Here is a 26,299-nt window from a genome sequence, read left to right as displayed (position 1 = left end):
TAGTTTCCCCTCTCGAGAGGGGAATTGCAGGACATTGCTTTAGCAGATGCATACATCAGGGGTGTGTCCTTTCGGTCGCATATCAGAACCCAGCATCCCCGGTGGTTCTCTCACATCACCCAAAAAACCTTAACTTTGCACCGAAATGAATAAAACAGCCAGTAACAGGTTTTTTGAGGACGTTGCCATTATAGACATTGCCGAAGAAGGCAAAGGCGTGGGCAAGACAGACGATTTTGTGCTCTTTGTAGAGAAAGCCATACCCGGCGATATAGCCGACATTGAGGTTTATAAAAAGAAAAAGAATTTTGGCGAAGGCAAAATTGCCAAGTTAAAAACGCCATCGCCCTATCGCACCACTGCTTTTTGCGAGCACTTTGGCACTTGCGGCGGCTGCAAATGGCAGCACATGACGTATGAAGCGCAGTTGCAGTTTAAGCAAAAATCGGTAACCGATGCGCTGAGTCGATTAGCTAAGTTGGAGATAGAGGACAAGATGTTGCCGATCCTGCCGTCACCGGAAGACCGCTACTACCGCAACAAACTGGAGTTTACTTTTAGCGACAAGCGCTGGCTAACCGACGGCGAGAACCGCAGCGACGAGCCTGCGGATATGAACGCCCTGGGTTTCCACATTCCCGGTCGTTTTGATAAGATCCTGGATATTGATCATTGTTACCTGCAGGCCGATCCATCTAACAAACTGCGCAACGCCATCCGCACCTATGCCAAGGCTAATGGCTTGAGTTTCTATAATCTGAAACATCATGAGGGCGCACTGCGCAACCTCATCATCCGCACGTCAACCACTGGCGAGCTGATGGTGATAGTGGTATTTGCTTATACAACTGAAGAGGAAATTAGCGGACTGATGTCTTTCGTGGCGAAAGAGTTTCCGGAGATTACCTCGTTGCTGTACATCATCAACCAGAAAAAGAACGATACTATTTTTGATCAGGACGTGCTGGTATGGAACGGTCCTGAATATATCCACGAGGAGATGGAGGGCATCCGTTTCCGTATCGGGCCAAAATCATTCTATCAAACCAATTCGGTGCAGGCGCTGCACCTGTATGAGGTAACTCGTGATTTTGCCGGCTTTAAAGGCGACGAACTGGTGTATGACCTTTACACCGGCGCCGGTACCATTGCCAACTTCATCGCCCGCGGCGTGCGCGAGGTGGTGGGCGTGGAGTACGTACCGTCGGCCATTGAGGATGCTAAGGTAAATTCGGGCATCAACAACATCGGCAACACCAAATTTTACGCCGGTGACATGAAAGATGTGCTGAACGCCGACTTTGTGGCCGAGCATGGCAAGCCTGACGTGATTATTACCGATCCGCCGCGTGCAGGTATGCATCCTGACGTGGTTGCCCGCCTGATGGAAATTGAGGCGCCAAAAATTGTTTACGTAAGCTGTAACCCAGCCACCCAGGCCCGCGACCTGCTGGTGCTGAAAGAAAAATACGACGTTGAAAAAATAATGCCGGTAGACATGTTCCCTCATACACAGCATGTGGAGAATGTGGCATTGCTGGTATTGAAAAGCTAAAAAGGTCATCCCGAACTTGTTTCGGGACCCCATCAAATAGGTGAATGAACTCGCAGGCTACTTAGCATGTGGGATGCCGAAACAAGTTCGGCATGACGGTAATATTAAAAATGGAACCAGAAGAATTACTAAATAACGGCGAGAATAAAAAAGGCGATAGCCCGCTTGCAAGCCTGGAGGTTGATTTGCGTTTGTACAGCGAATCGCTCAAAGAGGTGGCTATTGAGATTATTGTGGAGGGCCTGTCCCGCTATCCTATTTTCGTGGCGCATCAGCATGACGTTAAGCTAGGCGAGATGATCCTGGATAAAGAAGAGCTTAATACCGATTGGACCATCCACGCCTCAACCCTTGAGGAATTTGAAGAACGCGGCATTATCAATAAAATGCTCAAGCAACGGTTTGTAGACAGTTACAAAGACCCGCATAAATACATGTGCGTGTTTGTAATTGTGCCGGAAGGGGCAAACTTTGTTTATTTTCCGTATGTGAAAGAGTAAGCTCATGAACGAGTATTTGGCATTAGCAATCATTGATACCATCTTCATTGCCTGGTCTTTACTGGTGGCTCGTGTTATCATTCATTCTAGGTCAATTGAAATATCTTTGCTTTGGATATCCGCTTATTTAGTACTTGACTGGTGCTATTTCAACGGCATCAATAAAGCGCATCAATATCTTCGCGATCATAAGTTTTATATCGACTTCGGACATGGCTCTTTACTACTCTTGCTCGACATGATACTCTGTTATGTTGCTGCACTCATAATTATTTCTATTGCCTTAAAAAAAAGAACAAAAAAACATTACAACACCAACACGGAGAAAACACTTAGATAACACTCATCTTTGTAACTTTACCACACTACAACAATACATCCCATGTCAGACAAGCGCATCGTTATACTTAATCATCAGCAAATACAGCAAAAGCTGGACAGGATTGCCTACCAGATACTGGAAGATAACTTTGACGAACCCGAGATTGTTATTGCCGGAATTATGCCACGGGGCAACTTTCTGGCTGCGCGATTGAAGAAGATTCTGGATAAGATTGCGCCTTTCAAAAACCACCTCATCAACATTGAGTTGGACAAATTCAGCACCAGCCTGCACGCCCAGGCCGATGTAGAGATTGTAGCATGCAGCAACAAGGTAGTAATTCTGGTTGATGACGTACTGAACAGCGGCAAAACCCTGGCCTACGGCTTCGGCGTTTTCCGCGATATTCCACTAAAGAAACTGCGCACGGTAGTACTGGTAGACCGTAATCATAAAAACTTCCCAATCGCTACAGATTACTCAGGCATTGCCCTTTCTACCATCCTGAAAGAACATATTGAAGTGGTGTTGAGCGAAGACGGTGGCGAAGATGTGGCTTATTTGAGGTAGGCACCTCTCCCCAGCCCTCTCCGGAGGAGAGGGAGCAGGATGGTATAACGTTAAAAGAATAAGGGTGTCACCCTGAGCATGTCGAAGGGCGCGCCAGGGCAAGACCATTATGCAAGGAGGCATACCCAAAGAGATGCTTCGCTATCGCTCAGCATGACAAATCAGATTTCTTCATGCAATGAAAGTCCTCTCCTTCGGAGAGGATTTAGGAGAGGTCTAATACTTCTTACTCACATTATACAGCACATTCAAATCCAGTTGCGTCATCTGCGGCGAGTTATCCGTTTGCACAAAGTGGCGCTTAAAGGCTACTATAGCGGCATTTACATCGCTTACGTCGTAACCGATCAGGCGTAGGGCTGTTATGTAGTCAAAATTATCGGGCGGTAGTTCCAGCACCTCATCGCTCCAATAGCCAAATCCTTTTTCGGCCAGCTTTTGCCACGGAAACAGCGGACCGGGATCTGGCTTACGTTTGGGCGCCCAATCCTGGTGACCAATAAAATTGGCCGTTGGAATGTTGTAAGATCTTTTCAGTTTATCCAGCAGGATTAACAGGCTTTTAATCTGTCCGTCAGTATAAGGCTCGTTACCGTTATTATCTATCTCAATGCCGATAGAGCAACTATTCATATCACTCACACTGCTCCATTTGCCTAGTCCGGCCTGATTAGCGCGCAGATAGTCATTCACCATGTGAAAAACGGTGCCGTCTTTAGCTATTACATAATGAGCGCTTACCTGGGTGCTGGTAATAGTGAAGGTATGCAGCGTTTGTTGAACGCTATCCTGTGCCGTAAAATGAATGATGACGTAGTTTGGCTTGCGCATGCCAAAGTTAACCGTCCCCACCCATTGCGAAGGCACCTGCGCACCTGCACTATCAGTAAGCAAAGCCGGTTGCTGCAGCGTTAAAACATGCGCAAAACTATCCGCCTGATTTTGATACACTTTATTGGTTACCGCATACGGACTTACAACGGCAGGGGTAGCAGCAGCCAAAGGCCCTTTGTGCGAACAAGCCGCCAGCCCTAACAGCGCCAGCAACGGAAAACAATAACGTAGTTTACTTTCCATCAATAACAATGATACGGTTTTGAGAATGGGTTTACAAGTGATAGACAATCAATCCAGCTAAATGTTATTTAAGAAAACGGACAATCTAATATCACATAAAAGGTCTTCATCTGAATAATCCAGGCTTTCAAACTCGTGCCAGGCAGGATCAATATTTGGATCAAAATAACCTGAGAATAAATCAGGTAGATGCCACTCCCCGGGATAGAACCATGTTTGATCTATCAGTTTAGACTTTATTATATCCTCAACGGAAACAAGATCTAAACCTTGATCATTGAAGAATATGACGTTATTAAAAACTTTATAGTTCGCAGAATCCCTGTAAAAATAAGATAACTTGATGTTAGGCATTGGCAAAGATAGTTCAACACCAATCCTATGTCAATCGGCTATGAGTGAACTAACACTTGAATCGTCCGTTGTGATGCTTTAGAAACTCTATATCAGGCAAAAACTTCTGTGGTTCGGCAATGGGCCTACCATTATATTTTATGAAGTTATCGCGAATGCTATCAATATGATTTTCTTTCAAAAAGCAACTCGATACTTTAATCGTAAAACCTTCTGTTATTGTAATTAATCCACAATCAAAAGCCTTATCATGCAAAGCGTTTAGGGCTAATCCGTTTTTGGGGTTTAACCGATTATGATGGTCTTGACTCCAAGGAATTATATGACTTGCCACCAATAGTTCAGTAAGCATCAAATCCGTGATACAGCATTTATTATTAAAGTTTGAGAGCACGATTTTTCTGAATAACGATTGATTAACTCGGACTTTCACCATTCTTTCTTTCTCTTCCCCTTGAACATCCTTCAGATTATCCAAATCAATTCCATTCAACTCGGCTACAGTTGTCTTCTTTATGCTTGCCAACAAGTTCTCCCCCTCAATAAAAAGTTCGTCCCAGTTATGCATATATTCTTGCCAAACCTGCTTATCTAACTTACTTGCGTTTCCAAGACCTTTAACACCTCGTGCTTGCAATTTTGGATCAAAGCTGGCAAAGTTCCCTAGCTTTCTGGCCACAGCACTCGGCGTGCGGTTGATTATAGCAGCCAGTTCAACTACCTCTTTATTTCTATTATGCATCTGCCCAAAAGGGATTTTACAATAAAGATTTATTGCAAGTATTAGTTCCTCTTTCGTCCAAAGCATTTGACCTTCTTTCATAAATCTAATATACAATCCTTCACCCAACAAAAAATCCCCGTTGCTCATCACAACGGGGATTAAATATCATTTGCAATCTGCACTTACACCTTCTTCTTCGCCTTCATCAAAGCGGCCGTGCCTGGCTTTTTGCAGCAACTTTTGTCGGTACATTTGGCGGCAGGCTTGGCGGTTTTGGGTTTGGTGCCGTCTGCAAAGCAGGTGGCGGTAACGGCCAGGCCAAGGGCGAAGATTAATGCTAGCTTTCTCATTCTGCTTTTGGTTTACGTGGTGCACGTGGTTTTGGCGCCGGCTTTTCTTCGCTATCTGTAGCCTTTGGTGCCGGGTGTTCAATTATCAGCGTGGCTTCTTTTTCTGATTTTGCCGGGGTGGTTGGCGCCGGGATCTCTTCAGTTAGCTCGGCTGCTGCTTTTTGCAAGGGCGATACACTTGGCGATGGCAACTCGGCCAGTATAGTACGGCCACCTTTTACCACATCACCAATCTGCACGTTGATTTTTGAGCCCAACGGCAGGAACAAATCCACGCGCGAGCCAAATTTGATGAAACCAAACTGATCGCCTTGTTCTACCACATCACCTTCTTTTACATACCATACTATACGGCGGGCCAAAGCACCGGCAATCTGGCGGAACAATACCGGTACACCAGCTTTATTTTCGGTCACTACGGTAGTACGCTCGTTTTCGGTTGATGATTTTGGGTGCCAGGCTACCAGGTATTTACCCGGGTGATATTTAAAATATTTAACCACGCCGGCAATTGGGTTGCGGTTTACGTGCACGTTAATAGGCGACATAAATACCGATAACTGGATGCGGCGATCTTTAAAATACTCATCCTCCTGCGCTTCCTCAATTACTACCACTTTGCCATCAGCAGGACAAAGCACCATCTTCTCATCTTTATTGAGCTTGATGTTCGGGCTGCGGAAAAACTGCAGGATAATTACAAACAGCAGGAACGACAGGATGTAGATAAACCAACGCAAAGCAACCGCTTCGGGGAAGTAAAACTGCACCAGGGCATTTAGCACGGCAATTACCAGTATGCAAAGGGCCATTGAGGTATAGCCTTCTTTATGAAACTTCATAAAAATTTAGATTTTGGGCAAAGCTACTAAAGTTTTTTAACAGCCGGGCACTGTTTTAGGCACAAACACCGTTGCATTTAGCTTTGCGAGGGTATTAAATATACCGACGGATCAACAGATCGTAGGTTATTTATTATTTTTGCGCACACTCCAACAAAGGATTAACACAACAAATGAAGAACACCGCCTTAACTGCCACCCACCAAAGCCTGGGCGCCAAAATGGTGCCGTTTGCCGGCTACAACATGCCCGTACAGTATGCAGGCATTAATGTTGAACACGAAACCGTGCGCAAAAGCGTAGGTGTTTTTGACGTGAGCCACATGGGCGAGTTTATTCTAAAAGGCGACAAAGCACTCGATCTGATTCAGCGTGTTACCAGTAACGATGCCTCAAAACTATATGACGGCAAAGTGCAATACAGCTGCCTGCCAAACGAAAACGGCGGCATTGTAGACGACTTGCTGGTTTACCGCATTGACGACAAAACCTACATGCTGGTTGTAAACGCCTCTAACATTGAGAAAGACTGGAACTGGATCAGCCGTTTTAATACCGAAGGGGTGGATATGAAAGATATTTCTGACCGCACCGCACTGTTGGCCGTTCAAGGTCCCAAAGCTGCCGAAGCGCTGCAAAGTCTGACTGACATTGACCTGGCCAGCATGGACTATTATACCTTCAAAAAAGGCCAATTTGCCGGACTGGATAATGTGCTGGTATCGGCCACCGGCTATACCGGCGCTGGCGGGTTTGAGCTTTACGTTGATAATGAACATGCCCAGCAACTCTGGGACGCTGTTTTTGCCGCAGGCGAAGCATTCGGCATTAAGCCTATAGGCCTGGGTGCGCGTGATACCCTGCGTCTGGAAATGGGTTTCTGCCTTTACGGCAATGATATTGACGATACTACCTCTCCGCTGGAAGCTGGCTTAGGCTGGGTAACCAAATTCAGCAAAGAGTTTACTAATAGCGCAGCCCTGCAGCAACAAAAGCAAGACGGCATTCAGCAAAAACTGGTAGGTTTTGAGATGATTGATCGTGGTATCCCTCGTCATGATTATGCTATTGTTGATGCAGATGGCAACAACATCGGTCGGGTAACCTCTGGTACGCAATCACCATCGCTACAGAAAGCCGTTGGTTTAGGCTATGTGGCTAATGCTTTTGCCAAAGAGGGCTCGGAGATCTATATCAGCATTCGCGATAATAAGGTGAAAGCCAAGGTGGTGAAGCCGCCGTTTTATAAATAGGATTTGTCATGGCGATTTCATCGGCCTGACATGTTAAGCGCTTGTTATAAATGAGCACAAAAAGATAACGCCGAAGTTTAAGTATAGCTTCGGCGTTCTCTTTTTAGTTTAAAAGGTTTTATCTTTATTACATGAAGCACCTGATAGCCTTATTGTTATCCTTTATTGCGTTACAGAGTTGGGGGCAAAAACTTGTCCCGGTTGATCCGATCCACAACGTCACTACCAAGCTAGACTCGCTTTTCAAACATGTAGGCGAGGACCAGAAATTTCAGGGCCGTATTTATGAGGTGAGCTTTTTAGGCGATACCGCTGCGGTGCTAACCTGCGGGGAGTATAAGAAAACCAAACAATCGTTATTTGTTTTAATACGAGACAAAAGGATTCTAGCTGACCCCCGATTGGTAAATTTACCCGGTTCGTCAATCCTTACCAAAGGGGTGCTGACTAATTACAATGGTCATCCAACATTTATTGTTGATGAACAGCATCCTCAGAATATCATTACAATAGTAGATAATCCGGCACCCCGGGCTGGTAAATCTTAGTTGGCTTAAGAAGACTAGAACTTACAACCAGTGCCCATAGTGGCTGGGCATAATACAGGCATCCATTTGCACGTCATACTCGTTCACATCATCAATTTTATTAACCGGTTCAAACATAGAAACACCTACAAATATGGTATCCTCCCGACACTCCGCACAAAACCTATCGTAAAAGCCTTTGCCATAGCCAACCCTGTAACCCCATTTATCAAAAACCAGTAAAGGCAATAATACCAGGTCAATTTCTTTTACATCAACCTCATTGCCACTAACAGGTTCTGATATTCCATAATTATTTGTTGATAATACTAACTGATCATCATCCGCAAAACTGCGCATGGTAAGCGTTTTGAAATCAGTTTGAGGAAAAACGATTTTTATCTCGGGATGATTTGCTTTCAGCCAATCGCGGATTAACCAGGTATCCGGTTCCTTCCGCTCACGCATTGGCAAAAACAAGTGAATGCAGCGGATGCCCGCCAGTTTGAGTTGCTGGAATTGAAGCAAGATCAATTGGTTGATAGACGCATACTCGTCTTCAGAAAGCTGCTCCCTCTTTTCCTTATATATTTTTCGAAGTTGAGATTTGGTCAAAACTCAGTCTGCTTTAAATGAACCAGTTGCGCCTTAAGAACAGGCAAATCTGCCATCACGGTTGCAAAAATTGTTTGGGCAGACACACCAAAATACTCATGTATCAATTTGTTACGCATCAATTTCATCAACTTCCACTGTGTTGCCGGGTATTTGGCTTTTATTGCTTCGGATATCTTGGAAGATGCTTCGCCAATAATCTCAAAACGCCTGGTCACAGCATCCTGCAATTGTATATCGTTAGAAAATTGATATTCGGTAATTCCCTGGGTATATTTCTCTATCAGATTAATAGACTCAATAATATCTTCTATATAGACTTTATCAGTTCGAATCATAAAATAACCACAGCCGATTGCAATACTTCTTCTTTGATAGACTGCTTTATGGCGTCAAACTCTACCAGGTCTACTCTTTTATGCAAAAGAGTGGCCATCTCTTCCTCTAATTGAAGCAAGTTAAAAAGTGTGAAACCAGGTTCAGTTTCGATCAGCAGATCCACATCACTTTCAGCGGTATCATATCCTTTGGCTACAGAGCCAAATATAGATGCCCTCCTGATCTGATATTTCTTCAACACAGGCAGCATTAGTTGTTGATATTTCGCTATTGACTGCATAACTCAAATATACAATTCTATTTAACAACAAAGCCCCGCTTTGTTGGCGGGGCTTTGTAATATACTTTTAAGTTTAATTAACTTTTAACACGCTCTGAGTAAGCGCCGGTAGCGGTATCAACCTTAACTTTATCGCCAATGTTGATGAACAACGGCACACGAATTTCGGCACCGGTTTCAACAGTTGCCAATTTTAGGGCGTTGGTTGAGGTGTCGCCTTTTACAGCTGGCTCGGTATAAGTAATTTCCAAATCTACAGATGCTGGTGCTTTGGCCATGATCGGCTCGTCGCTTTCAAAAGCAACAATAACGTTTACGCCTTCTTTCAAAAACTTCACTGCGTTACCAAACAGGAATTTTGGTACGTTAAACTGCTCGTAAGAAGTGTTGTCCATAATTACCAGGTCATTACCATCTTCATACAGGTATTGGTAATCGTTGGTTTCTACGCGGGCAATATCCACCTCCTCGTCTGTACGGAAGCGATATTCAACCAGCTTACCGCTTTTAACGTTACGCATGCGAGCCTGGTAAAAAGCGCGCAGGTTGCCCGGGGTACGGTGAATAAACTCCTCTACCTGAACTAACTCGCCGTTAAAGCGCAGTATATTTCCGTTTTTGATATCTGATGCCTTAGCCATAATTTTATTTGAGGCGCAAACTTAGTTACTTATCTGCAAAAGTGCAAGTTAACGACCTTCAAGTTACCCCCTCTAAATCTCCCCCGAAGGAGGAGACTTCATGAGGCCCTCTCCTTTGGGGAGGGTTTGGGAGGGGTCTACTTCAACTCCCCAATCACATTCCCATCCGCATCCAGTTCCACAATCTGGTAATCATGTTTTTTCAGGTCGGGTAAGATTCGGTCTTTATCGCCTACCAGCAGAATGTTTAGTTTATCCGTCGGGATGTATTTGTTTGCGATAGTTTTAAGCATAGCAGGCGTAGCGCTGTTCAACAAAGTCATTTGCTGATCGAGGTAATTGGCCGGCAGATTATAATCCAGTATACGCGATACAAAGCTGGCTTTTTGCAAAAGCGTTTCATAACGCAGCGCATTGCCCTGACCGGCGGCTTTCTTTAAGAAAGTTACCTCATCTGCCGTCGGGCCTGTTTTATTGTAGCTGTTGATCTGATCCATCAGCGCCACGAATGCACTATCGGTTGATGCCACCCGGATGCTGGAGCCAAAACTGAAGGTCCCAGAATATTTATCGCTATTAAAACGACTGCTGGCACCATACGTCCACCCTTTGGTTTCGCGCAGATACATGTTCAACCTGCTGGTAAAATCAGTACCTAATGGGTAGTTAGCCATAAAGGCTTTGTAATACTCGCCGGCAGGAGAGTACGTGAGGTTGGTACCATAACCCACCGCAAACTGCGTTTGGGCTGCTTTCGGTACATCAACCAGGTAAATTTTGGTTTTGGCTACAGGGATGGCCGGTGCAGGGCTTGGCAAGATCACCTTTGTTTTTGGCAGCTTGTTTAAAGAAGCCAGTTGGGCAAGCGCATCGGCTTCTGAGATATCGCCGACTATAACCGCCTCGGCATCATTTGCGGTGATGTAGTTTTTATAATAGTTCTCAATATCCTGCAATTGGATGTTCTCCACAGTTTTTTCCGTACCGTTTTCAGGCACACCCAAAACATTATCAGCACCATAAACGAGGCGCGCAAACACCGGAGCGGCAATGGTTGCCGGGCTTGCCTTCAGTACTTTGATCGATTCCAATCGCTGCTTTTTATCCAGATCAAAAGCCTGCTGGGTAAACTTCGGTTCCGTCAGGCGTTCCTGCAGCAGGGTAATGGTTTTGGCAAAATTGCTTTTAAGCGATTGTACCTGGAACACCAAACCATCAACGCTATTGCTGATACGGATAATGCTACCCAGTTTCTGCAATTCCATAGCAAATTGCTCGGCGGTGTGCGTTTTGGTATCCTCGTTCATCATGGTTGCAAACAGTGATGAGAGGCCCGCTTTAGACAGATCCTGTGCATCGGCCAAATGCCCGCCGGGGATAGTGAGCGTCATAGCAACCAACGGAATTTCGGTGTTGGTTACACCAATCACTTTAGCGCCCGACGATAGGTCTTTACGCCAGAAAGGCGGTGTTTTTATGGCTGGCGCCAGACCAAGCGGCGGCGTAACTTTGCGGTCGAAATTATCTTTCGCTTTTACATACGTCAGCTTGTCATATCCATAATTAGGCGCCACATAATTGCTCTTATCAATGGTATAGTTATCTGGCTGAGCCGGAGTAGTTTCTTTTTTGGTCAGGATGCTGAGCACCACGGCATTTTTACCTCTAATGTAAGTATTGAATACGCGCATCACATCCGCCGGGGTGAGCGATTGGTATTGTTTCAACAGATCGGCCGTTTTGTTGGGGTTACCGGTAAACGTTTGAAACTCGGCCAGGCGCGATACTTTACCCGCTACGCTTTGCAATCCGCTAACTACATCGGCAATTGACTGGCCTTTGTATTTTTCAATATCGTCATTTGTCACCCCGCGTTTTTCCAGGGTATCCAACGCGGCATTATAAAGCCGTTCCATATCTGCGAGCGATTTACCCGGCAAGGGCACTATGCGGATGCTAAACTCGCCAGCCAGCTCCAACAAATTGCTAAAGGCAGTGGCCTGCAGCGCCTGCTCCTTTTTAACCATGGTTTGATACAGCACCGAGTTTTTGCCTTGTCCCAGTATCTCCGCCAGGCACTCCAGCGCTACCATATCTTTACTATAATCGGGCACGGTTGGGTAGGTGATAGCTAACTGCGGCAAGCGCGCGTAATTATCAACATAAGACACGTAACGGTTAGTCGTCAGCTTAACGGCCGGTACCGTAACCGGCCTTACTTCCGGTCCGCGCGGTATGCCGCCAAAATACCTTTCTACCATTTTCATAGTAGCCGCCGGATTAAGATCACCACCGATGGTCAACGTAGCATTGTTGGGGCTATACCAACGCATAAAAAAGTTTTTCAGATCGTTAACATTACTGCGGTTCAGGTCTTCAATATAACCAATGGTGAGCCACGAGTAGGGGTGACCGTAAGGATACAAGTTTTTAGCTGTATATTCTGATGCCAGTCCGTATGCCCGGTTATCGTAATTTTGCCCGCGTTCGTTTTTTACGGTGGCGCGCTGCACCTCAAAACGGTCTTGCGTTACCTGGCCCAACAAAAAACCCATGCGGTCAGCCTCCAGCCAGAGGCATTGTTCCAGCACATTTTTGGGGTCGGTCTCATAATAATTAGTCCTGTCCCGTGTAGTAGAGCCATTGTTGGTGCCGCCATTACCAATCACAATCTTATCCAGCATACCTTTGGGCGCATCGTCAGATCCCTCAAACATCATGTGCTCAAAAAAGTGGGCAAAGCCCGATTTGCCAATTTCCTCGCGCGCAGAACCCACATGGTAGGTAACATCCACATGCACTACCGGGTCTGAATGATCTTCGTGCAATATCACCGTCAAACCATTTGGCAGCACATATTTCTCATAGGGAATCACCAGTTCATCGCCTTTCTGGGTCACCTTTTCAACCAGGCGAGCCTGGCTGTAGCTCAGGGTGGTTAAGAGGCATATTGCGGTGGTGATGAGTAGCGGCTTTTTCATATGTTTAAAAGTAATTAACCTCTCCTAAATCCTCTCCTAAGGAGAGGACTTTTATTTGCATGACCTGAAAACACAGTCTAAAACTCCCTCTCCTTCGGAGAGGGCCGGGGAGAGGTTATCTCCCAAATAATCCTTATCATTGCCCGCTATGGGTTTTTTGCAGCTTGCGGATATCGGTACCGTTCATTTTCATGAGTATGGCTCGGGCAATAGGCCCCTGCTGGCTTTTCATGGATACGGCATGACCGGTAAGCAATTCCATGTGTTGGAGCAAACCATTCTGAAAGATTATTACGTTCACGGCTTTGATCATTTTTTTCATGGTCAGAGCCAGTTGAATGGGTGGAGCGAAAAGCAGATCCTGGCCGGCATGAGTAAAGACATGGTGCGCCGCTATATGGAGGCCTGGTTTGCCCAATATGGCGAGCAGCGTTTCTCTGTAATGGGCTACTCTATTGGCGCTAACCTGGCTTTAATTATTGTTGAAGAATATGCCCACCTGATTGATGATGTAATACTGATGGCGCCTGACGGCCTGTCAGTCTACAAAGGCTTTCATTTTTTGATGCATAACCACATCGGCCGGTTCTTTTTCCGCTGGGCCACCAAAAGCAAATGGCTGGCGCCCACCATGCTCAAAGCCGTGAAACGCCTGGGCATGATAGATCAAAGCCTGTATACCATTGCTTATAATGAGATTGATACCGAAAAGAAGCGACTGGATACTTATTATACCCTGAACCTGATCCGTCTGTTGAAACCAGATACCGCTCGTATTGCCGCGCTGATTAATCAGTATCATCTTAATTGTATGCTGATCTTCGGTAAGCACGATAAGCTGTTCCCCAAATCGGCCGCTATGCCGTTTATCGGGATGCTGGACAAGGCCGAGGTGCACGAGGTAGAACAGGGCCACTGGCTGGTGACTAAAGCTTTAGACGAATATTTGCTAAATTACAACCGATGATTCCGCAGCGACGAGTACCCTTTATTCAGGATATGTTTCAACGATATGTCACCTATCGTTTACGCCGTACATTCAACGTAATGGAGTTTAATAAAATCGATATTAAGCCCAACCACTCCATCCTGCTGCTGCCCAACCATTTTAGCTGGTGGGACGGCTTCCTGGCCTTCTGGCTGGAAGGCAAATTCTTCGATCGTAATTTCTATATCATGATGCAGGAAGACCACCTGCAAAAGCGCATGTTTTTTAACCTGACGGGCGGATTTTCTATCAATCCTCAATCAAAGGAGATGATTACGTCGCTTAACTACGCGTCTAACTTGCTGAGTGATCCAACCAACCTGGTGACCATCTTTCCGCAGGGCGCACTGATCTCTAACCATGCCGAGCAGATTACCGTTCAGCCAGGCATCGGCCACGTTATCAAAAAAATCAAAGGCGATTGCCAGATTGTGTATTACACCGTGTTGGTAGAATATTTTGAGAGCCTGAAACCATCGCTCTATTTCCACCTGCTGGATTGTGGCACCAACCACGATTTTAATTTTGAGCGGATGAAAGAGCAGATCAATACGCATCACCGCACGGTGCTGCAAAACCAGATCAACGTAGCCCATTAACCCCCCAGCGCTGATGATCTATCCGCAACAAAACCGACTGAAACATTGGGTGCTTGATACCTATGTGCGTTGGGCCATAAAACGGAATTTTCATCAACTCAATGTGGATACGGTGGAGATAGTTCCTAACAAATCTGTCTTGCTAATTGCCAACCATTTCAGCTACTGGGACGGGATGATTCTTTACTATCTCAATCAACAGATCACCGGTAAAAAATTCCATGCCATGATACTGGAAGAGACTGCAATTAAAGAGCCGATGCTGAAATATGCGGGCGGTTTTTCGGTAAAGAAAAACTCGCGTGATATGGTAGAATCGTTACGTTTTGCGGCCGAGTTGCTAAATGATCCGCAAAATGTGGTGCTCATCTTTCCGCAAGGCAAATTATATTCTAATTTTATAGGCGAGGTAACGTTTGAGCCGGGCATCAGCAAGATTATGCAGCAAGCCGATGGGAAGTTTCAGTTGATGCTGGCGGCAATTTTTGCTGAGAACTTTGAGCATAAAAAGCCGGTTGTCAACGTTTACATCAATAATGATGAGCAACCCAACAGCACAGATGCAACCGCTGTGCAGAGGCGCTATCAGCAACATTATGACCGTGCACGCGCACAACAAACCAAAATAGTTTTATAAGGTGTTTATTGTACTATCGGCCATTTTCTTCTTCCTGATACTGCGTTTTGTGGTAAGTCTGTTCAATTTCCTGTCAGACCCCAAACTGCGTCGCACGGCCATACATCACCAACACCTGGTATCCATCCTTATCCCTGCCCGCGATGAGGAAGACAACATCATACCCCTGCTACAATCTATCGTTGATCAAGATTACCGCGATTACGAAGTAATTATACTGGACGATGGCTCATCCGACCATACCTACCAGCGCTGCGTCAACTTTGCGGCCAAGCACGATAACTTCCGCGTCATTAAAGGTCAGCCCTTACCGGCAGATTGGCTCGGCAAAAACTACGCTTGTTACCAACTGGCCCAACAAGCACGGGGCGAGTATTTGTTATTTCTGGATGCTGATGAAAAGGTGGAGCCTGGCCTGATCAACAGCGCCCTGCACCGTATGCAATTGCGTAATTTGGCGCTGCTCAGCCTGTTTACTAATCAGGAGATGCGCACTACAGGCGAGCAACTGGTGGTGCCGCTAATGCACTATATTTTGCTCAACCTGTTGCCCTTGCAATTGGTTTACCTGGTAAAAAATCAGGCGGTGGCCGCTGCCAGCGGTCAGTTTATGTTGTTTAATGCCGACATCTATCGCACCAATCAATGGCATGCGCAAGTGAGAGGAAAAGTGGTGGAGGATGTAGAAATTATGCGTGCTGTAAAAGCAAGCGGCCACAACGGAGAAGCACTGCTGGCTAACAACATGATTAGCTGCCGCATGTATGAGAATTATGGTGAGGCAGTGCAGGGCTTCAGTAAAAATTTTTTGGCGGCATTTAACTACAACGTTTTTGCCTTCATCATCTATCTGCTGCTGTTAACCGGCGGGCCGCTAATTGTGATCATGACCCTTAACAGTAACCTGATTGTTTTTATGTGCGGCTTGATTTTGCTTACCCGCATCATGATCTCGCTTTTATCGGGTCAAAACGTGCTGCGCAACATCATCCTGCACCCCTTACAAATGCTTAGTTTAACCGCTATCGGCTTCCTTTCCGTTCAGCAATATCTCACCAAAACCACCGTATGGAAAGGCCGAAAAGTTTAACAAACATACTGCCCATTACTGTTATTGTTCTGTTTCACGTGGTCGGCGTCATCGGTTTTAGCATACCCATGTGGCGCGATCTGTTTATCTACATGGTGCCCTATCATTTACTGCTGATGCTGATGACCATCTTTTTTAGCTATGGACGTACCAGCGTAAGGTTAAGTATTTTCTTTTTGCTCATTTATGTACTGGGTTACGCCTCAGAGTGGATCGGGGTACACAAAGGCTGGCTTTTTGGCAATTATACCTATGGCCGCACGCTGGGTCTGCAAGTGTCGGGCATTCCGCTGCTCATTGGCGTCAACTGGTTTCTGCTGATCTTTAGTGCAGGTACGCTGATGCAAAAAACAGGTATGCGCAACAAACTCTTACGTATTGTTTGCGGCGCTCTGTTGCTGGTGCTGCTGGATATTTGTATTGAGCCCGTAGCCATGCACTTTAATTATTGGGACTGGGCCAATGATGTTATCCCTTTCAAAAACTACGTCTGCTGGTTTTTGCTGAGCCTGATCATGCTCTCGCTATATGAATCTTTCCGCTTTAAGCGGTTGAATTATGCGGCTCCGGTATTGCTGGCAATGCAGTTTATCTTCTTTCTGGCGCTGAACTGGGTGTGAACCTCACCCCGGCCCTCTCCAAGGGAGAGAGCAAAATAGCACAGGAAGTATTAATACGCTTTAAATCTCCCTCTCCTTTGGAGAGGGCCGGGGAGAGGTGAAATTAAAGGATAAAAATCTTACCTTTGTCTCCTCAAAATTTGAGATAAATAGCATAGTACAAGATGTTTGAAAATCTTTCAGATAAGTTAGACAGGGCGTTTAAAGTCCTGAAAGGGCAGGGCACCATCACCGAGATCAACGTGGCAGAGACCATGAAAGAGATCCGCAAGGCGCTGCTTGATGCCGACGTTAACTATAAAACGGCCAAAACATTTACCGACGAAGTTCGTCAGAAAGCATTGGGCGAGAACGTGTTGACCTCTATTTCGCCTGGTCAATTACTCACCAAGATCATGAATGACGAGCTGACTGCCTTAATGGGCGGCAGCACTTCAGAAGTAAATTTTCCGGCTACGCCAACCATCATCCTGATTGCAGGTTTGAACGGTGCGGGTAAAACCACTTTTAGCGGTAAGCTGGCTAACTTCTTAAAAACTCAAAAAAATAAAAAACCTTTACTGGTAGCCGGCGACGTTTACCGCCCTGCGGCGATAGATCAGCTGGAAGTATTGGGTCAACAGATAGGTATTCCGGTTTATGCCAACCGCGAAACTACCGACCCGATTGCCATTGCCCGCGAAGGTGTGGCTCTGGCCAAACAGAATAATAATAACGTGGTCATAATTGATACCGCCGGTCGACTGGCTATTGATGAAGCCATGATGCAGGAGATTGAGCAGGTAAAAGCTGCCGTTAACCCACACGAGATCTTGTTTGTGGTTGACGCCATGACCGGTCAGGATGCGGTGAATACCGCCAAGGTGTTCAACGATCGCCTTGACTTTACCGGCGCGGTTTTAACCAAACTTGATGGTGACACCCGCGGTGGTGCGGCACTATCAATCAAATCGGTAGTGAACAAGCCGATCAAGTTCATCGGTACCGGCGAGAAAATGGAAGCGCTGGATGTTTTCCACCCTGATCGTATGGCATCGCGTATCCTGGGCATGGGCGACGTGGTATCCCTGGTAGAACGCGCTCAGCAGCAGTTTGACGAGAAACAGGCTGCCGAACTGCAAAAGAAGATCCGCAAGAACAAGTTTGATTTTAACGACTTCTACAGCCAGATACAGCAGATCAAAAAAATGGGTAACATGAAAGATCTGATGGGCATGATACCGGGCGTAGGCAAAATGATGAAAGACGTGGAGGTGAATGATGATGCCTTCAAATCAATCGAGGCCATTATTAACTCGATGACGCCATACGAGAAAGAGAACCCCGATGCCATTAACCAAAGCCGCCGCACCCGTATTGCCAAAGGCTCTGGCACCAACATTACCGAGGTAAACCGTCTGATCAAACAGTTTGAAGACATGCGCAAGGTGATGAAACAAATGAGCAACCCTGCCGCCATGGCCAACATGATGCGCAGAATGCCGAAAATGTAAAGCTGATTTCGGAATTGGGAATTTCAATTTCGGATTTTTTAAGATAAAACGAGAGAAGCGGCTGATGGCCGCTTCTCTCGTTTTATCCCAATTGTCATCTCGACGAAGGAGAGATCTTTTCGATTATGCATCCCGATATGTCGCTCCGAAAAGGTCCCTCCTTCGTCGGGATGACATATGTACCAACTCTGAAATCCTACAAATCCTTACCATCCTTCAAATCCTGGTTCAAAACTATCCCCGCCGAATTAAACTGCAAATCATACAGCTTGCGGTAATACCCATCCTCAATGCGCAGCAATTCCTGGTGTGTACCTGTTTCTTTAATCTCGCCATGATCCAGCACGATGATCCTATCGGCACTTTGAATGGTAGACAGGCGGTGGGCAATAACAATGGCCGTACGATCCTGCATTAGTTTTTCAATCGCTACTTGAATGAGGTGTTCGGTTTCGGTATCTACAGATGAAGTGGCCTCGTCCAGCACCAGAATAGCCGGATTATACACCAGGGCACGGATGAACGAGATCAGCTGTGCCTGACCGGCAGATAGGGTGGCGCCGCGCTCCATCACGTTGTAATCATAACCACCAGGCAGGCGCATAATAAAATCATGTGCGCCCACATCTTTTGCTGCCGCGATGATCTGCTCACGGGTAATGGCAGGGTTATTCAAGCTGATGTTGTTGGCAATGGTATCAGAAAACAAAAAAACATCCTGAATGACCGTACCGATGCGCGAGCGCAGATAGCCAACTTCGTAGTCATCAATATTAACACCGTCTACGGTAATCTCGCCTTTACCAATCTCATAAAAACGATTGAGGATATTGATAGTGGATGATTTACCGGCACCCGTAGCGCCCACCAATGCCAGTGTTTCGCCGGGGCGGATGTGGAAATTGATATTCTTCAGCACCCAGTTATCATCAACATAAGCAAACCACACATCTTTAAAACGGATATCGCCGGTAATGGGTATTGTTTGTTTACCCTGATTTGGGGCGGTATCGTTAGTATCCAACACCTTAAAAATCCTGTCGGCGCCTACCATGCCCATTTGCAGGGTATTAAACTTATCGGCCAGCTGACGGATAGGGCGGAACAGCAAGTTGAGCAAGCTAATAAACGCCAGCACCGTACCCGGTGTAATACCCTTACCGGTTGCCGACAGACTGTTCATTTGCTGATCTGACAGGATGCGCTTACAACCGTACCATACCAACAGACCAATGCTGATAGAGAACAAGATCTCCACCACCGGGAAAAAGATAGAGTAATACCAGTTAGAACGAATGTTGGCATCGCGGTACTTGCGGTTTACGTTCATAAACTTGCCCATCTCCTGCTCTTCCCGGGCAAAGTATTGGATGATGCTCATGCCTGAGATATGCTCGGCCAGGAAAGTGTTTAACTGCGCCACCTGTGTACGTACTTCCTGAAAAGACGACTTGATGGCCTCTTTAAAGATATAAGTCGACAGGAACAGCAAAGGCATGGGGATCAACGTGATCAATCCCAGTTTCCAATCCTTTACCAGCATGCAAACAATAATGGCAATTACCAGCAGCATATCGCCAATAATAGAGATCAGTCCTTCCGAGAAAATATCGGCAATGGTTTCCAAATCAGACACGGTGCGGGTGATGAGTACTCCGATAGGCGTGCGGTCAAAATAACGCAGACGCATGGCGGTAACGTGATTAAACACGTCAATCCGCAAGTCGCGAATCACCGATTCGCCAAGGGCATTGGTTAAAAAAGTTTGCCAGTACTGGGCTACGGTTTGTACAATCAGCAGGCCAATCATCAGGCAGGCAATCATTACCAGGCCGTTGTAGTTGCCCACCACAATATAATCATCTACCGATTTTTGCATCAGTATAGGCTGCGCCAGCGCCACCACCGCCAAAAAAACGGTGAGGAACGCGCCAATCGCAAAAATGCTTTTATAGGGCTTTACATAATGCATCACCCTGCCCAGCAGTCGCCAGTCTATTGCTTTTCCTGTTACTTCAGCCATTTGTTTATTTCGGAATTCGAATATTCGATTTCGGATTTGTACAATTTACTATTCCTGATTTTCCTATTTGTTAATTTCAATTTCTTATATTCATTTCGGACCTACACACTACCCTATTATTAATTCCGAAATCGAACATTCGAAATCCGAAATCAACCCAGGGGGTAAGGATACTTCACTTCCGTTAAATACAACCCGCAAGCCGGTACAGACTCACCGGCGTTACTGCGGTTTTTGCTTTCTATAATAGCCCGAACACCTTCGGGTGTTATTTCCTTTCGCCCCACCATAATCAGCGTACCTACAATGGCGCGTACCATATTGCGCAAAAACCGATCCGCAGAAATATGAAAGATCAATCCATCCGCAGTCTGTTCCCACTCCGCACGACTGATCTTACAGTTATTGGTAAACACCTGCGTGTTTGATTTACTGAAACAACTGAAATCAATATACTCCGTGATAATCTTCGCCGCCTCGTTCATTAGAGCCACATCCGGCCGGTCGCGCAGCAGCCAGGAGCGATCTTCCTTAAAAGGATCTTTCCAAAAATGGATATGATACTGATATGATCTCAGCGTAGCGTCAAAACGGGTATGAGCATCAGCGTGTACAGGGATAACGTTTTTAATGCCGATATCATAGGGTAAAAGGCCGTTAAGACTTCTCACCAGTCCATCGCATCCATTTGCCCCGAGCAACTTTTCCAGTGCTCTATTAACTCCCCCTTCAGGGGGCTGGGGGGTATCAAAATGAGCAAAAAACTCGGTGGCATGCACACCGGTATCAGTACGACCGCAACCGGTGACGTCAATCGGCGCACGCAAAATGGTGCTCAGCGCTTTATTCAACAGTTCCTGTACGCTCACGGCGTTAGGCTGTATTTGCCAGCCGTGATAGTTGGTGCCCTTGTAAGCCAGTTCAATAAAAAAGCGATGTACAGCCACGGGGCAAAGGTAGGAAAAGTCCGGAAGTCGGGGCGATTGAATGATGATGACTAAGGTCTTGGTTCTGTCACACTTTTCTCTAAAAGCAATAGCAGATCTGTTAAATTATCAAAATATGCATCAACAATAAAAAATGAAGCGTCTTGAACTATGGTGCTGCTAATCTTGTGCACCTTCTGACCTTTAAAAAAGAAATATTATGCGCTTCATTGACCGTTATAGAGTCAATCGGAAAAGTTTCTATTATAGGTGCCAATGAAAACCACTTGTAAGTTTCTATTGAAATATCTTTATCTATTAAGCGCAATTCCCTCACCATCTTATTGAGATCTTTTCTGGAAAAATATGGCCGGACAAAAGCTAATAATATTAGACACACCGGGTAAATAGATATTAGGATATATTTTAAAGTTAACCCGTAAATCACAATACCTGCCCCAATGTAAAAGATCAATAATGCGGGAGCAATAATAAATAACCCAACTTTTGTGTCTTTGACCCATTTATTATAGTACTTGTTACCATCCTGATTAATTCTCAGATCTATATTCATCGCGCAGCAAATGTCCTAAAATAACAAACACCTCTGCGCGAAACCACAATTATTAATTCTCATCCCACTAAATATCGTGTTAACTTTTCTCCTCCCGACTTCCCGACTTTCCCCTATCTTCGCAATACAAAACGTAAAAAAATGTTACAACGAGTACAAAGCATCTTCCTGCTGTTCGCTTCAATTGTATTGTTCGCTATATTTCTGTTTCCGCTGGTGCACAATGTGTACATTGGCGGCACACCAGTTACTATAAAAGTTACCGGTATTTACCAGGATGTTAAAGGTCAGCTGACGCTCATTAAGCCCTTTACCGCATTGAGCATTGGCGCAGTAGCTGCCGCGCTGATACCGCTGGGCGTTATCTTTATGTATAAAGACCGCAAAAAGCAGATTGTAATGAGCTACATGGCTATGCTGCTCATCATCGTTTTTAGCTTCTGGGAGGCGCAAACGGTAAATACCACACTGGCTGGCGTAACGGTACGTACTGATAATTATGGTATCGGCATACTGCTATCTACCATTAGTTTGGTACTGATGCTGATCGCTATCCGCAACATCCGCAAAGACGAAGCCCTGGTACGCTCAGCAGATCGCCTGCGTTAAACCATTTAAGAATATCTTGTACTAAAACCGGTGAGTGCCTTTTGTTGTTGCAATAGGCATATATGAAAGCTTTGCTCACCGGGGCCAACGGTTATATTGGCACGCAGCTTATTCCTTTCCTGCTGCGGCAAGGGCATGAGGTGGTATGCCTGGTGAGCGACAGAAAGCGTTTCTACCAGCAAAGCGGCCTTGAGGGCAAAGTTACCGTGGTTACCGGTAGCCTGCTGCGGCCCGAAAGCATCGCATCCATCCCGCCAGATGTTGACCTTGCTTATTACCTGGTGCCATCCATGTCGCAGGATAAAGATCTTAGTCAACTGGAAGCCTACTCGGCACATAACTTTGTGGAGGCATTGAGCCGCACTTCTTGCAGGCAGGTTATTTACGTGCGAGGCCTCGCCCAACCCCCTTCGCCGCTTACCGCATCGCGCCAGCACATAGAAGACACCTTAAAAAAAGGACCGCTGCCTGTAACCGCGCTGCGGGCCTCGATAATTATTGGCCGGGGGAGCCCCTCGTTTGAGATGATCCATAAGCTGACCGAAAAACTTCGCTTTATGATTGCGCCACAATGGGTAAACACCCCATGCCAGCCAATTGCCCTTAACGACGTTTTGACCTACCTGGAAGGCGTTGCATTAAAAGAAACGGCTTATAACCAAACCTTTGATATTTGCGGACCAGACACGCTCACATTTAAACAATTGATGCAAGGCTATGCCTGCGTTCATCATCTTAAACGGGACATTGTTACGTTGCCTTTTCGCTTCCCCCGGCTATCGTCATACTGGTTACATTTGTTTACCGGCACACGCTATGCACAGGCCGAAAGCTTTGTGGAAAGCCTGAAGAATAACAGGGTTTGTACAGACAACAGCATCAGCAAGATTGTACCTCACGAGTGCCTCGGTTATGAGGAGGCATTGATACAACTATTTGAAAACACAGCACAAACCACGTAGCGGCAAATCAAAGGTTTCTTTATTTTTAACACCACCGTTAACAAGCAATTGAAACAATGGCAACCAAACATATACTCCTAACAGGCGGCACCGGGCTGCTGGGCAAGCAGCTCACCCAGGCGTTACTGGCTAAAGGCCACACCGTAGCACTATTAAGCCGCACGGCAAAGCAGGAGCCTGGCGTAAAAACGTTTCTATGGGATGTGGAGAAGGGACAGATAGACGAGCAGTGTATTGATGGGGTTGACCTGATTATTCACCTGGCCGGGGCGCCTATTGCAGAGAAACGCTGGACCGATCAACGCAAGCAGGAGATTATTAAGAGCCGCACGGAATCCATCCGACTGATCTATAACCTCATGAAACGTAAACCACACCGGGTAAAGCGGGTCATCTCTGCGTCGGGTATCAGCTATTATGGTAATAACGGCGATACGCTGCTAAAGGAGAATCACCCCGCCGCCAACAACTTTTTAGGTGATTGCTGTGTGCAGTGGGAGCAAGCGGTAGACGAAGGCTTACAACAGGGCTTAACCACCGTAAAATTCCGCACAGGTGTGGTGCTTACCAAACAGGGTGGCGCACTGCCTCAACTGGCCATGCCCATCAAATTCGGCTTTGGCTCGCCACTGGGTAGCGGGCTACAGTACATCCCGTGGATCCATCAGCAGGATGTAACTGATATGTACCTGCACGCCGTTGAACATGAAAACCTATCGGGTGTTTATAACATGGTGGCACCCAACCCGGTCACCAATGCGCAGCTTACCAAAGCAGTAGCAAAACAGCTGAAACGTCCGCTTTGGGCGCCAAAGGTTCCGGAGTTCTTGATCAGGCTGCTATTTGGCGAAATGGCCATGGTGGTATTAGATAGCATCCGCGCATCGCCATTAAAAATTGAGCAAACGGGATTTGTGTTTATGTTCCCAACAGTAGAAGGGGCGTTGATGGAGATCTATTGAACCAGGATATAATCCATTTTGTCATGCTGAGGAACGAAGCATCTCTGAGGACATTTCCTTAGGTTCGATATAACCATCTTCCAATTGAAACATTTGATTATTTTTAAGAATGTCCAGTTACAATTTCTATACTTATATCCTCACCAATAAATCTAAAAGAGTTCTTTATACCGGCATTACAAACAACCTGGAACGCCGTTTATACGAACATTATACCGGGGCAGACCAACCAAATAGTTTCACACATAAATATCAATGTTATTATCTTATTTGGTTTGAAAGATACCAACATGTGCAACAAGCCATTGATCGTGAAAAAGAAATTAAAGGATGGTTAAGGAAAAAGAAGGTTGGTTTAATTGGCGAAACAAATCCTGATTGGAGATTTTTAAATGAAGATATAGTGGAATGGCCACCATCAAAATAGCCAACATGTCATTCTGAGCGGTAGCGAAGAATCTCTAAGGACAAGTTAACGATAATGCACTTGGTGAGCATACCTACAGAGATGCTTCGTTCCTCAGCATGACATAACGGACAATAGACTAATACAACTAACCACCATGCAACACCCCATCTCCATCTTCTGGTATCGCCGCGATTTGCGACTGGATGACAACGCCGGGCTTTACCGCGCTCTGAAAGGACCGAACCCTGTGTTGTGCCTTTTTATTTTTGACAAGGAGATCTTAGATCAACTGGAAGATAAGGACGATGCCCGCGTAACGTTTATCTACCAAACACTGGAAGCTCTGCGCGCTGCCTTGCACCAGCATGGCAGCAGCCTGCTCACAATGCACGAAACGCCGGAGAAAGCCTGGAAGAAAGTATTGCAGGATTACCAGGTTACCGATGTGTATACCAACCACGACTATGAACCTCCTGCCAAAAAGCGCGATGAAGCCATAGCCTCATTGCTAGAACAGCATGATATCCGCTTCCATACCTATAAGGACCAGGTAATTTTTGACCGCAATGAGATCACCAAAGACGATGGCAAGCCTTATACCGTTTACACGCCTTACATGCGTAAATGGCATAAGCAACTGAAGCCGTTTTATTTGAAAGCATACCCGGTAAAAAAATACCTGAAAAACCTTTTTCAAACCGGGCACCTGCATTGGCCATCGCTCAAAGACATCGGCTTTGAAAAAAGCACCCTCGAATTGCCTGGAACCAATTACGAGCATGTACTGGCCGATTATGCCGATAAGCGCGATTTCCCGGCCATCGAAGGCACATCGCACATCGGCATGCACCTGCGTTTCGGCACGGTAAGCATCCGCGAGTTGGCGGCCACCGCTAACCGGCATCATGATAAAACATGGCTAAACGAGCTGGTTTGGCGCGAGTTTTTCATGATGGTGCTGGATCATTTCCCACACACTATGGATCATGCCTTTCGTCCTGAGTATGATCGCATCCACTGGCTTAATAATGAACAGCAGTTTGAGGCCTGGTGCCAGGGCCAAACCGGCTACCCGCTGGTTGATGCCGGCATGCGCGAGCTGAATGCCACCGGTTTTATGCACAACCGTGTACGCATGGTAGTAGCCAGTTTTTTAAGCAAGGATTTGCTGATAGACTGGCGCTGGGGCGAGCGCTATTTTGCCCGGCAACTGCTGGATTATGAAATGGCCAGCAACGTGGGCAACTGGCAATGGGCAGCGGGCTCGGGCACGGATGCAGCACCATACTTCCGCATTTTCAACCCCGAATCACAAACCAAACGTTTTGATCCCAAGATGGAATACATCAAAAAATGGGTGCCAGAGTATGCCGATTTTAGCCAATATCCCCAACCTATTGTTGACCACGGCATGGCGCGGGATCGTTGTTTAAAAGCATTTAAGACAGCACTGAATAAATAAGCGCGACAGTTATCG

28 protein-coding genes and 1 pseudogene are annotated in these 26,299 nt (G+C 46.1%); 17 read left to right on the top strand and 12 right to left on the bottom strand.

What is annotated here, in order from left to right; all coding sequences use genetic code 11:
- The first annotated feature begins 145 nt into the window (after positions 1 to 145).
- The 4 genes from rlmD (at position 146) to ABZR88_RS21235 (ending at position 2,947) form a co-directional block, all read left to right on the top strand.
- Positions 146 to 1,555 carry a 23S rRNA (uracil(1939)-C(5))-methyltransferase RlmD gene (rlmD, locus tag ABZR88_RS21250; RefSeq protein ID WP_107827961.1) on the top strand — a complete coding sequence of 470 codons (1,410 nt, stop codon included), beginning with the start codon at positions 146 to 148 and terminating at the stop codon, positions 1,553 to 1,555.
- Between the two features lie 110 nt (positions 1,556 to 1,665).
- On the top strand, positions 1,666 to 2,055 hold the full coding sequence (locus ABZR88_RS21245; protein WP_107828044.1) for a hypothetical protein: 390 nt from the start codon (positions 1,666 to 1,668) through the stop codon (positions 2,053 to 2,055).
- Positions 2,056 to 2,059: 4 nt separating this feature from the next.
- On the top strand, positions 2,060 to 2,395 hold the full coding sequence (locus ABZR88_RS21240; RefSeq protein ID WP_107827960.1) for a hypothetical protein: 336 nt from the start codon (positions 2,060 to 2,062) through the stop codon (positions 2,393 to 2,395).
- Positions 2,396 to 2,437: 42 nt separating this feature from the next.
- Positions 2,438 to 2,947 (top strand): phosphoribosyltransferase family protein, encoded by a 510-nt coding sequence (locus tag ABZR88_RS21235; RefSeq protein WP_107827959.1) that lies wholly within the window; start codon positions 2,438 to 2,440, stop codon positions 2,945 to 2,947.
- A 216-nt stretch (positions 2,948 to 3,163) separates the two neighbouring features.
- Here the strand turns inward: ABZR88_RS21235 and ABZR88_RS21230 are convergent, their stop codons facing one another.
- The 4 genes and pseudogenes from ABZR88_RS21230 to ABZR88_RS21215 all read right to left on the bottom strand — a co-directional run.
- Positions 3,164 to 4,024: an N-acetylmuramoyl-L-alanine amidase gene (locus tag ABZR88_RS21230; RefSeq protein ID WP_107827958.1), complete on the bottom strand. Its 861-nt coding sequence runs from the start codon at positions 4,022 to 4,024 to the stop codon at positions 3,164 to 3,166.
- A 403-nt stretch (positions 4,025 to 4,427) separates the two neighbouring features.
- Positions 4,428 to 5,201, bottom strand: coding sequence for an HNH endonuclease (locus tag ABZR88_RS21225; RefSeq protein ID WP_107828043.1), 774 nt, complete (start codon positions 5,199 to 5,201; stop codon positions 4,428 to 4,430).
- An 83-nt stretch (positions 5,202 to 5,284) separates the two neighbouring features.
- Positions 5,285 to 5,452, bottom strand: coding sequence for a hypothetical protein (locus tag ABZR88_RS21220; protein WP_170113567.1), 168 nt, complete (start codon positions 5,450 to 5,452; stop codon positions 5,285 to 5,287).
- 188 nt (positions 5,453 to 5,640) lie between these two features.
- Positions 5,641 to 6,294, bottom strand: a pseudogene (locus ABZR88_RS21215) (phosphatidylserine decarboxylase family protein); the annotation flags it as partial.
- Between the two features lie 173 nt (positions 6,295 to 6,467).
- Between ABZR88_RS21215 and gcvT the strand changes: the two are divergent.
- Together gcvT and ABZR88_RS21205 are read left to right on the top strand one after the other, a co-directional pair.
- On the top strand, positions 6,468 to 7,547 hold the full coding sequence (gcvT, locus tag ABZR88_RS21210; protein WP_107827955.1) for a glycine cleavage system aminomethyltransferase GcvT: 1,080 nt from the start codon (positions 6,468 to 6,470) through the stop codon (positions 7,545 to 7,547).
- A gap of 131 nt (positions 7,548 to 7,678) precedes the next feature.
- On the top strand, positions 7,679 to 8,095 hold the full coding sequence (locus ABZR88_RS21205) for a hypothetical protein (protein WP_107827954.1): 417 nt from the start codon (positions 7,679 to 7,681) through the stop codon (positions 8,093 to 8,095).
- A gap of 21 nt (positions 8,096 to 8,116) precedes the next feature.
- On the opposite strand, the gene ABZR88_RS21200 is transcribed toward ABZR88_RS21205, so the two are convergent.
- From ABZR88_RS21200 to ABZR88_RS21180, 5 genes are all read right to left on the bottom strand, one after another.
- A complete protein-coding gene (locus ABZR88_RS21200; protein WP_107827953.1) occupies positions 8,117 to 8,689 on the bottom strand; it encodes a 5-formyltetrahydrofolate cyclo-ligase in 573 nt (190 codons plus the stop codon).
- Entirely contained in the window at positions 8,686 to 9,027 is a 342-nt protein-coding gene (locus tag ABZR88_RS21195; RefSeq protein WP_107827952.1) for a DUF86 domain-containing protein, read from the bottom strand. Before ABZR88_RS21195 ends, ABZR88_RS21200 begins: the two co-directional genes overlap by 4 nt.
- Positions 9,024 to 9,308 carry a nucleotidyltransferase family protein gene (locus tag ABZR88_RS21190; RefSeq protein ID WP_107827951.1) on the bottom strand — a complete coding sequence of 95 codons (285 nt, stop codon included), beginning with the start codon at positions 9,306 to 9,308 and terminating at the stop codon, positions 9,024 to 9,026. Before ABZR88_RS21190 ends, ABZR88_RS21195 begins: the two co-directional genes overlap by 4 nt.
- 77 nt (positions 9,309 to 9,385) lie before the next feature.
- Positions 9,386 to 9,949 (bottom strand): elongation factor P, encoded by a 564-nt coding sequence (efp, locus tag ABZR88_RS21185; protein ID WP_107827950.1) that lies wholly within the window; start codon positions 9,947 to 9,949, stop codon positions 9,386 to 9,388.
- 137 nt (positions 9,950 to 10,086) lie between these two features.
- Positions 10,087 to 12,930, bottom strand: a complete 2,844-nt coding sequence (locus ABZR88_RS21180) for a pitrilysin family protein (protein WP_107827949.1) — start codon at positions 12,928 to 12,930, stop codon at positions 10,087 to 10,089.
- A 148-nt stretch (positions 12,931 to 13,078) separates the two neighbouring features.
- On the opposite strand from ABZR88_RS21180, the gene ABZR88_RS21175 reads away from it, so the two are divergent.
- The 6 genes from ABZR88_RS21175 to ffh all read left to right on the top strand — a co-directional run bounded on the left by ABZR88_RS21175 (position 13,079) and on the right by ffh (position 18,357).
- The gene (locus ABZR88_RS21175; RefSeq protein ID WP_107827948.1) at positions 13,079 to 13,897 is read left to right on the top strand and encodes an alpha/beta fold hydrolase; all 819 of its coding nucleotides are present in this window, start codon (positions 13,079 to 13,081) and stop codon (positions 13,895 to 13,897) included.
- 32 nt (positions 13,898 to 13,929) lie between these two features.
- Complete coding sequence (locus tag ABZR88_RS21170; protein ID WP_170113566.1) at positions 13,930 to 14,517, top strand: 1-acyl-sn-glycerol-3-phosphate acyltransferase; 588 nt, start codon at positions 13,930 to 13,932, stop codon at positions 14,515 to 14,517.
- A 13-nt stretch (positions 14,518 to 14,530) separates the two neighbouring features.
- On the top strand, positions 14,531 to 15,154 hold the full coding sequence (locus tag ABZR88_RS21165) for a lysophospholipid acyltransferase family protein (RefSeq protein WP_107827946.1): 624 nt from the start codon (positions 14,531 to 14,533) through the stop codon (positions 15,152 to 15,154).
- A 1-nt stretch (position 15,155) separates the two neighbouring features.
- Positions 15,156 to 16,244 (top strand): glycosyltransferase family 2 protein, encoded by a 1,089-nt coding sequence (locus tag ABZR88_RS21160; RefSeq protein WP_107827945.1) that lies wholly within the window; start codon positions 15,156 to 15,158, stop codon positions 16,242 to 16,244.
- Positions 16,223 to 16,864 (top strand): carotenoid biosynthesis protein, encoded by a 642-nt coding sequence (locus ABZR88_RS21155; protein WP_107827944.1) that lies wholly within the window; start codon positions 16,223 to 16,225, stop codon positions 16,862 to 16,864. Before ABZR88_RS21160 ends, ABZR88_RS21155 begins: the two co-directional genes overlap by 22 nt.
- A 164-nt stretch (positions 16,865 to 17,028) precedes the next feature.
- Positions 17,029 to 18,357, top strand: coding sequence for a signal recognition particle protein (gene ffh, locus ABZR88_RS21150; protein ID WP_107827943.1), 1,329 nt, complete (start codon positions 17,029 to 17,031; stop codon positions 18,355 to 18,357).
- A 196-nt stretch (positions 18,358 to 18,553) separates the two neighbouring features.
- Here the strand turns inward: ffh and ABZR88_RS21145 are convergent, their stop codons facing one another.
- From ABZR88_RS21145 to ABZR88_RS21135, 3 genes are all read right to left on the bottom strand, one after another.
- Positions 18,554 to 20,380, bottom strand: coding sequence for an ABC transporter ATP-binding protein (locus ABZR88_RS21145; protein ID WP_107827942.1), 1,827 nt, complete (start codon positions 20,378 to 20,380; stop codon positions 18,554 to 18,556).
- 152 nt (positions 20,381 to 20,532) lie between these two features.
- Positions 20,533 to 21,327, bottom strand: a complete 795-nt coding sequence (gene truA / locus ABZR88_RS21140; protein WP_107827941.1) for a tRNA pseudouridine(38-40) synthase TruA — start codon at positions 21,325 to 21,327, stop codon at positions 20,533 to 20,535.
- 148 nt (positions 21,328 to 21,475) lie between these two features.
- The gene (locus tag ABZR88_RS21135; protein WP_107827940.1) at positions 21,476 to 21,880 is read right to left on the bottom strand and encodes a hypothetical protein; all 405 of its coding nucleotides are present in this window, start codon (positions 21,878 to 21,880) and stop codon (positions 21,476 to 21,478) included.
- 141 nt (positions 21,881 to 22,021) lie between these two features.
- Between ABZR88_RS21135 and ABZR88_RS21130 the strand changes: the two genes are divergently transcribed.
- The 5 genes from ABZR88_RS21130 to ABZR88_RS21110 all read left to right on the top strand — a co-directional run bounded on the left by ABZR88_RS21130 (position 22,022) and on the right by ABZR88_RS21110 (position 26,284).
- Positions 22,022 to 22,489: a DUF4293 domain-containing protein gene (locus ABZR88_RS21130; RefSeq protein WP_107827939.1), complete on the top strand. Its 468-nt coding sequence runs from the start codon at positions 22,022 to 22,024 to the stop codon at positions 22,487 to 22,489.
- A gap of 62 nt (positions 22,490 to 22,551) precedes the next feature.
- Complete coding sequence (locus ABZR88_RS21125) at positions 22,552 to 23,451, top strand: NAD(P)H-binding protein (protein ID WP_107827938.1); 900 nt, start codon at positions 22,552 to 22,554, stop codon at positions 23,449 to 23,451.
- Between the two features lie 56 nt (positions 23,452 to 23,507).
- Positions 23,508 to 24,413: a TIGR01777 family oxidoreductase gene (locus ABZR88_RS21120; RefSeq protein WP_107827937.1), complete on the top strand. Its 906-nt coding sequence runs from the start codon at positions 23,508 to 23,510 to the stop codon at positions 24,411 to 24,413.
- Between the two features lie 109 nt (positions 24,414 to 24,522).
- A complete protein-coding gene (locus ABZR88_RS21115; RefSeq protein WP_107827936.1) occupies positions 24,523 to 24,840 on the top strand; it encodes a GIY-YIG nuclease family protein in 318 nt (105 codons plus the stop codon).
- A gap of 136 nt (positions 24,841 to 24,976) precedes the next feature.
- On the top strand, positions 24,977 to 26,284 hold the full coding sequence (locus tag ABZR88_RS21110) for a deoxyribodipyrimidine photo-lyase (RefSeq protein WP_107827935.1): 1,308 nt from the start codon (positions 24,977 to 24,979) through the stop codon (positions 26,282 to 26,284).
- Positions 26,285 to 26,299: the final 15 nt, after the last annotated feature.

The sequence above is a fragment of the Mucilaginibacter yixingensis genome (assembly GCF_041080815.1).
In the GTDB taxonomy this organism is placed as follows: Bacteria; Bacteroidota; Bacteroidia; order Sphingobacteriales; family Sphingobacteriaceae; genus Mucilaginibacter; species Mucilaginibacter yixingensis.
This window is presented reverse-complemented; position numbering and strand designations above follow the sequence as displayed.

What these genes read in the sequence shown, in the direction of transcription:
- rlmD (WP_107827961.1), top strand. Translation starts at nt 146, where the DNA reads ATGAATAAAACAGCCAGTAACAGGTTTTTTGAGGACGTTGCCATTATA.
- ABZR88_RS21245 (WP_107828044.1), top strand. Translation starts at nt 1,666, where the DNA reads ATGGAACCAGAAGAATTACTAAATAACGGCGAGAATAAAAAAGGCGAT.
- ABZR88_RS21240 (WP_107827960.1), top strand. Translation starts at nt 2,060, where the DNA reads ATGAACGAGTATTTGGCATTAGCAATCATTGATACCATCTTCATTGCC.
- ABZR88_RS21235 (WP_107827959.1), top strand. Translation starts at nt 2,438, where the DNA reads ATGTCAGACAAGCGCATCGTTATACTTAATCATCAGCAAATACAGCAA.
- ABZR88_RS21230 (WP_107827958.1), bottom strand. Translation starts at nt 4,024, where the DNA reads ATGGAAAGTAAACTACGTTATTGTTTTCCGTTGCTGGCGCTGTTAGGG.
- ABZR88_RS21225 (WP_107828043.1), bottom strand. Translation starts at nt 5,201, where the DNA reads ATGAAAGAAGGTCAAATGCTTTGGACGAAAGAGGAACTAATACTTGCA.
- ABZR88_RS21220 (WP_170113567.1), bottom strand. Translation starts at nt 5,452, where the DNA reads ATGAGAAAGCTAGCATTAATCTTCGCCCTTGGCCTGGCCGTTACCGCC.
- gcvT (WP_107827955.1), top strand. Translation starts at nt 6,468, where the DNA reads ATGAAGAACACCGCCTTAACTGCCACCCACCAAAGCCTGGGCGCCAAA.
- ABZR88_RS21205 (WP_107827954.1), top strand. Translation starts at nt 7,679, where the DNA reads ATGAAGCACCTGATAGCCTTATTGTTATCCTTTATTGCGTTACAGAGT.
- ABZR88_RS21195 (WP_107827952.1), bottom strand. Translation starts at nt 9,027, where the DNA reads ATGATTCGAACTGATAAAGTCTATATAGAAGATATTATTGAGTCTATT.
- ABZR88_RS21190 (WP_107827951.1), bottom strand. Translation starts at nt 9,308, where the DNA reads ATGCAGTCAATAGCGAAATATCAACAACTAATGCTGCCTGTGTTGAAG.
- efp (WP_107827950.1), bottom strand. Translation starts at nt 9,949, where the DNA reads ATGGCTAAGGCATCAGATATCAAAAACGGAAATATACTGCGCTTTAAC.
- ABZR88_RS21180 (WP_107827949.1), bottom strand. Translation starts at nt 12,930, where the DNA reads ATGAAAAAGCCGCTACTCATCACCACCGCAATATGCCTCTTAACCACC.
- ABZR88_RS21175 (WP_107827948.1), top strand. Translation starts at nt 13,079, where the DNA reads ATGGGTTTTTTGCAGCTTGCGGATATCGGTACCGTTCATTTTCATGAG.
- ABZR88_RS21170 (WP_170113566.1), top strand. Translation starts at nt 13,930, where the DNA reads ATGTTTCAACGATATGTCACCTATCGTTTACGCCGTACATTCAACGTA.
- ABZR88_RS21165 (WP_107827946.1), top strand. Translation starts at nt 14,531, where the DNA reads ATGATCTATCCGCAACAAAACCGACTGAAACATTGGGTGCTTGATACC.
- ABZR88_RS21155 (WP_107827944.1), top strand. Translation starts at nt 16,223, where the DNA reads ATGGAAAGGCCGAAAAGTTTAACAAACATACTGCCCATTACTGTTATT.
- ffh (WP_107827943.1), top strand. Translation starts at nt 17,029, where the DNA reads ATGTTTGAAAATCTTTCAGATAAGTTAGACAGGGCGTTTAAAGTCCTG.
- ABZR88_RS21145 (WP_107827942.1), bottom strand. Translation starts at nt 20,380, where the DNA reads ATGGCTGAAGTAACAGGAAAAGCAATAGACTGGCGACTGCTGGGCAGG.
- ABZR88_RS21135 (WP_107827940.1), bottom strand. Translation starts at nt 21,880, where the DNA reads ATGAATATAGATCTGAGAATTAATCAGGATGGTAACAAGTACTATAAT.
- ABZR88_RS21130 (WP_107827939.1), top strand. Translation starts at nt 22,022, where the DNA reads ATGTTACAACGAGTACAAAGCATCTTCCTGCTGTTCGCTTCAATTGTA.
- ABZR88_RS21125 (WP_107827938.1), top strand. Translation starts at nt 22,552, where the DNA reads ATGAAAGCTTTGCTCACCGGGGCCAACGGTTATATTGGCACGCAGCTT.
- ABZR88_RS21120 (WP_107827937.1), top strand. Translation starts at nt 23,508, where the DNA reads ATGGCAACCAAACATATACTCCTAACAGGCGGCACCGGGCTGCTGGGC.
- ABZR88_RS21115 (WP_107827936.1), top strand. Translation starts at nt 24,523, where the DNA reads ATGTCCAGTTACAATTTCTATACTTATATCCTCACCAATAAATCTAAA.
- ABZR88_RS21110 (WP_107827935.1), top strand. Translation starts at nt 24,977, where the DNA reads ATGCAACACCCCATCTCCATCTTCTGGTATCGCCGCGATTTGCGACTG.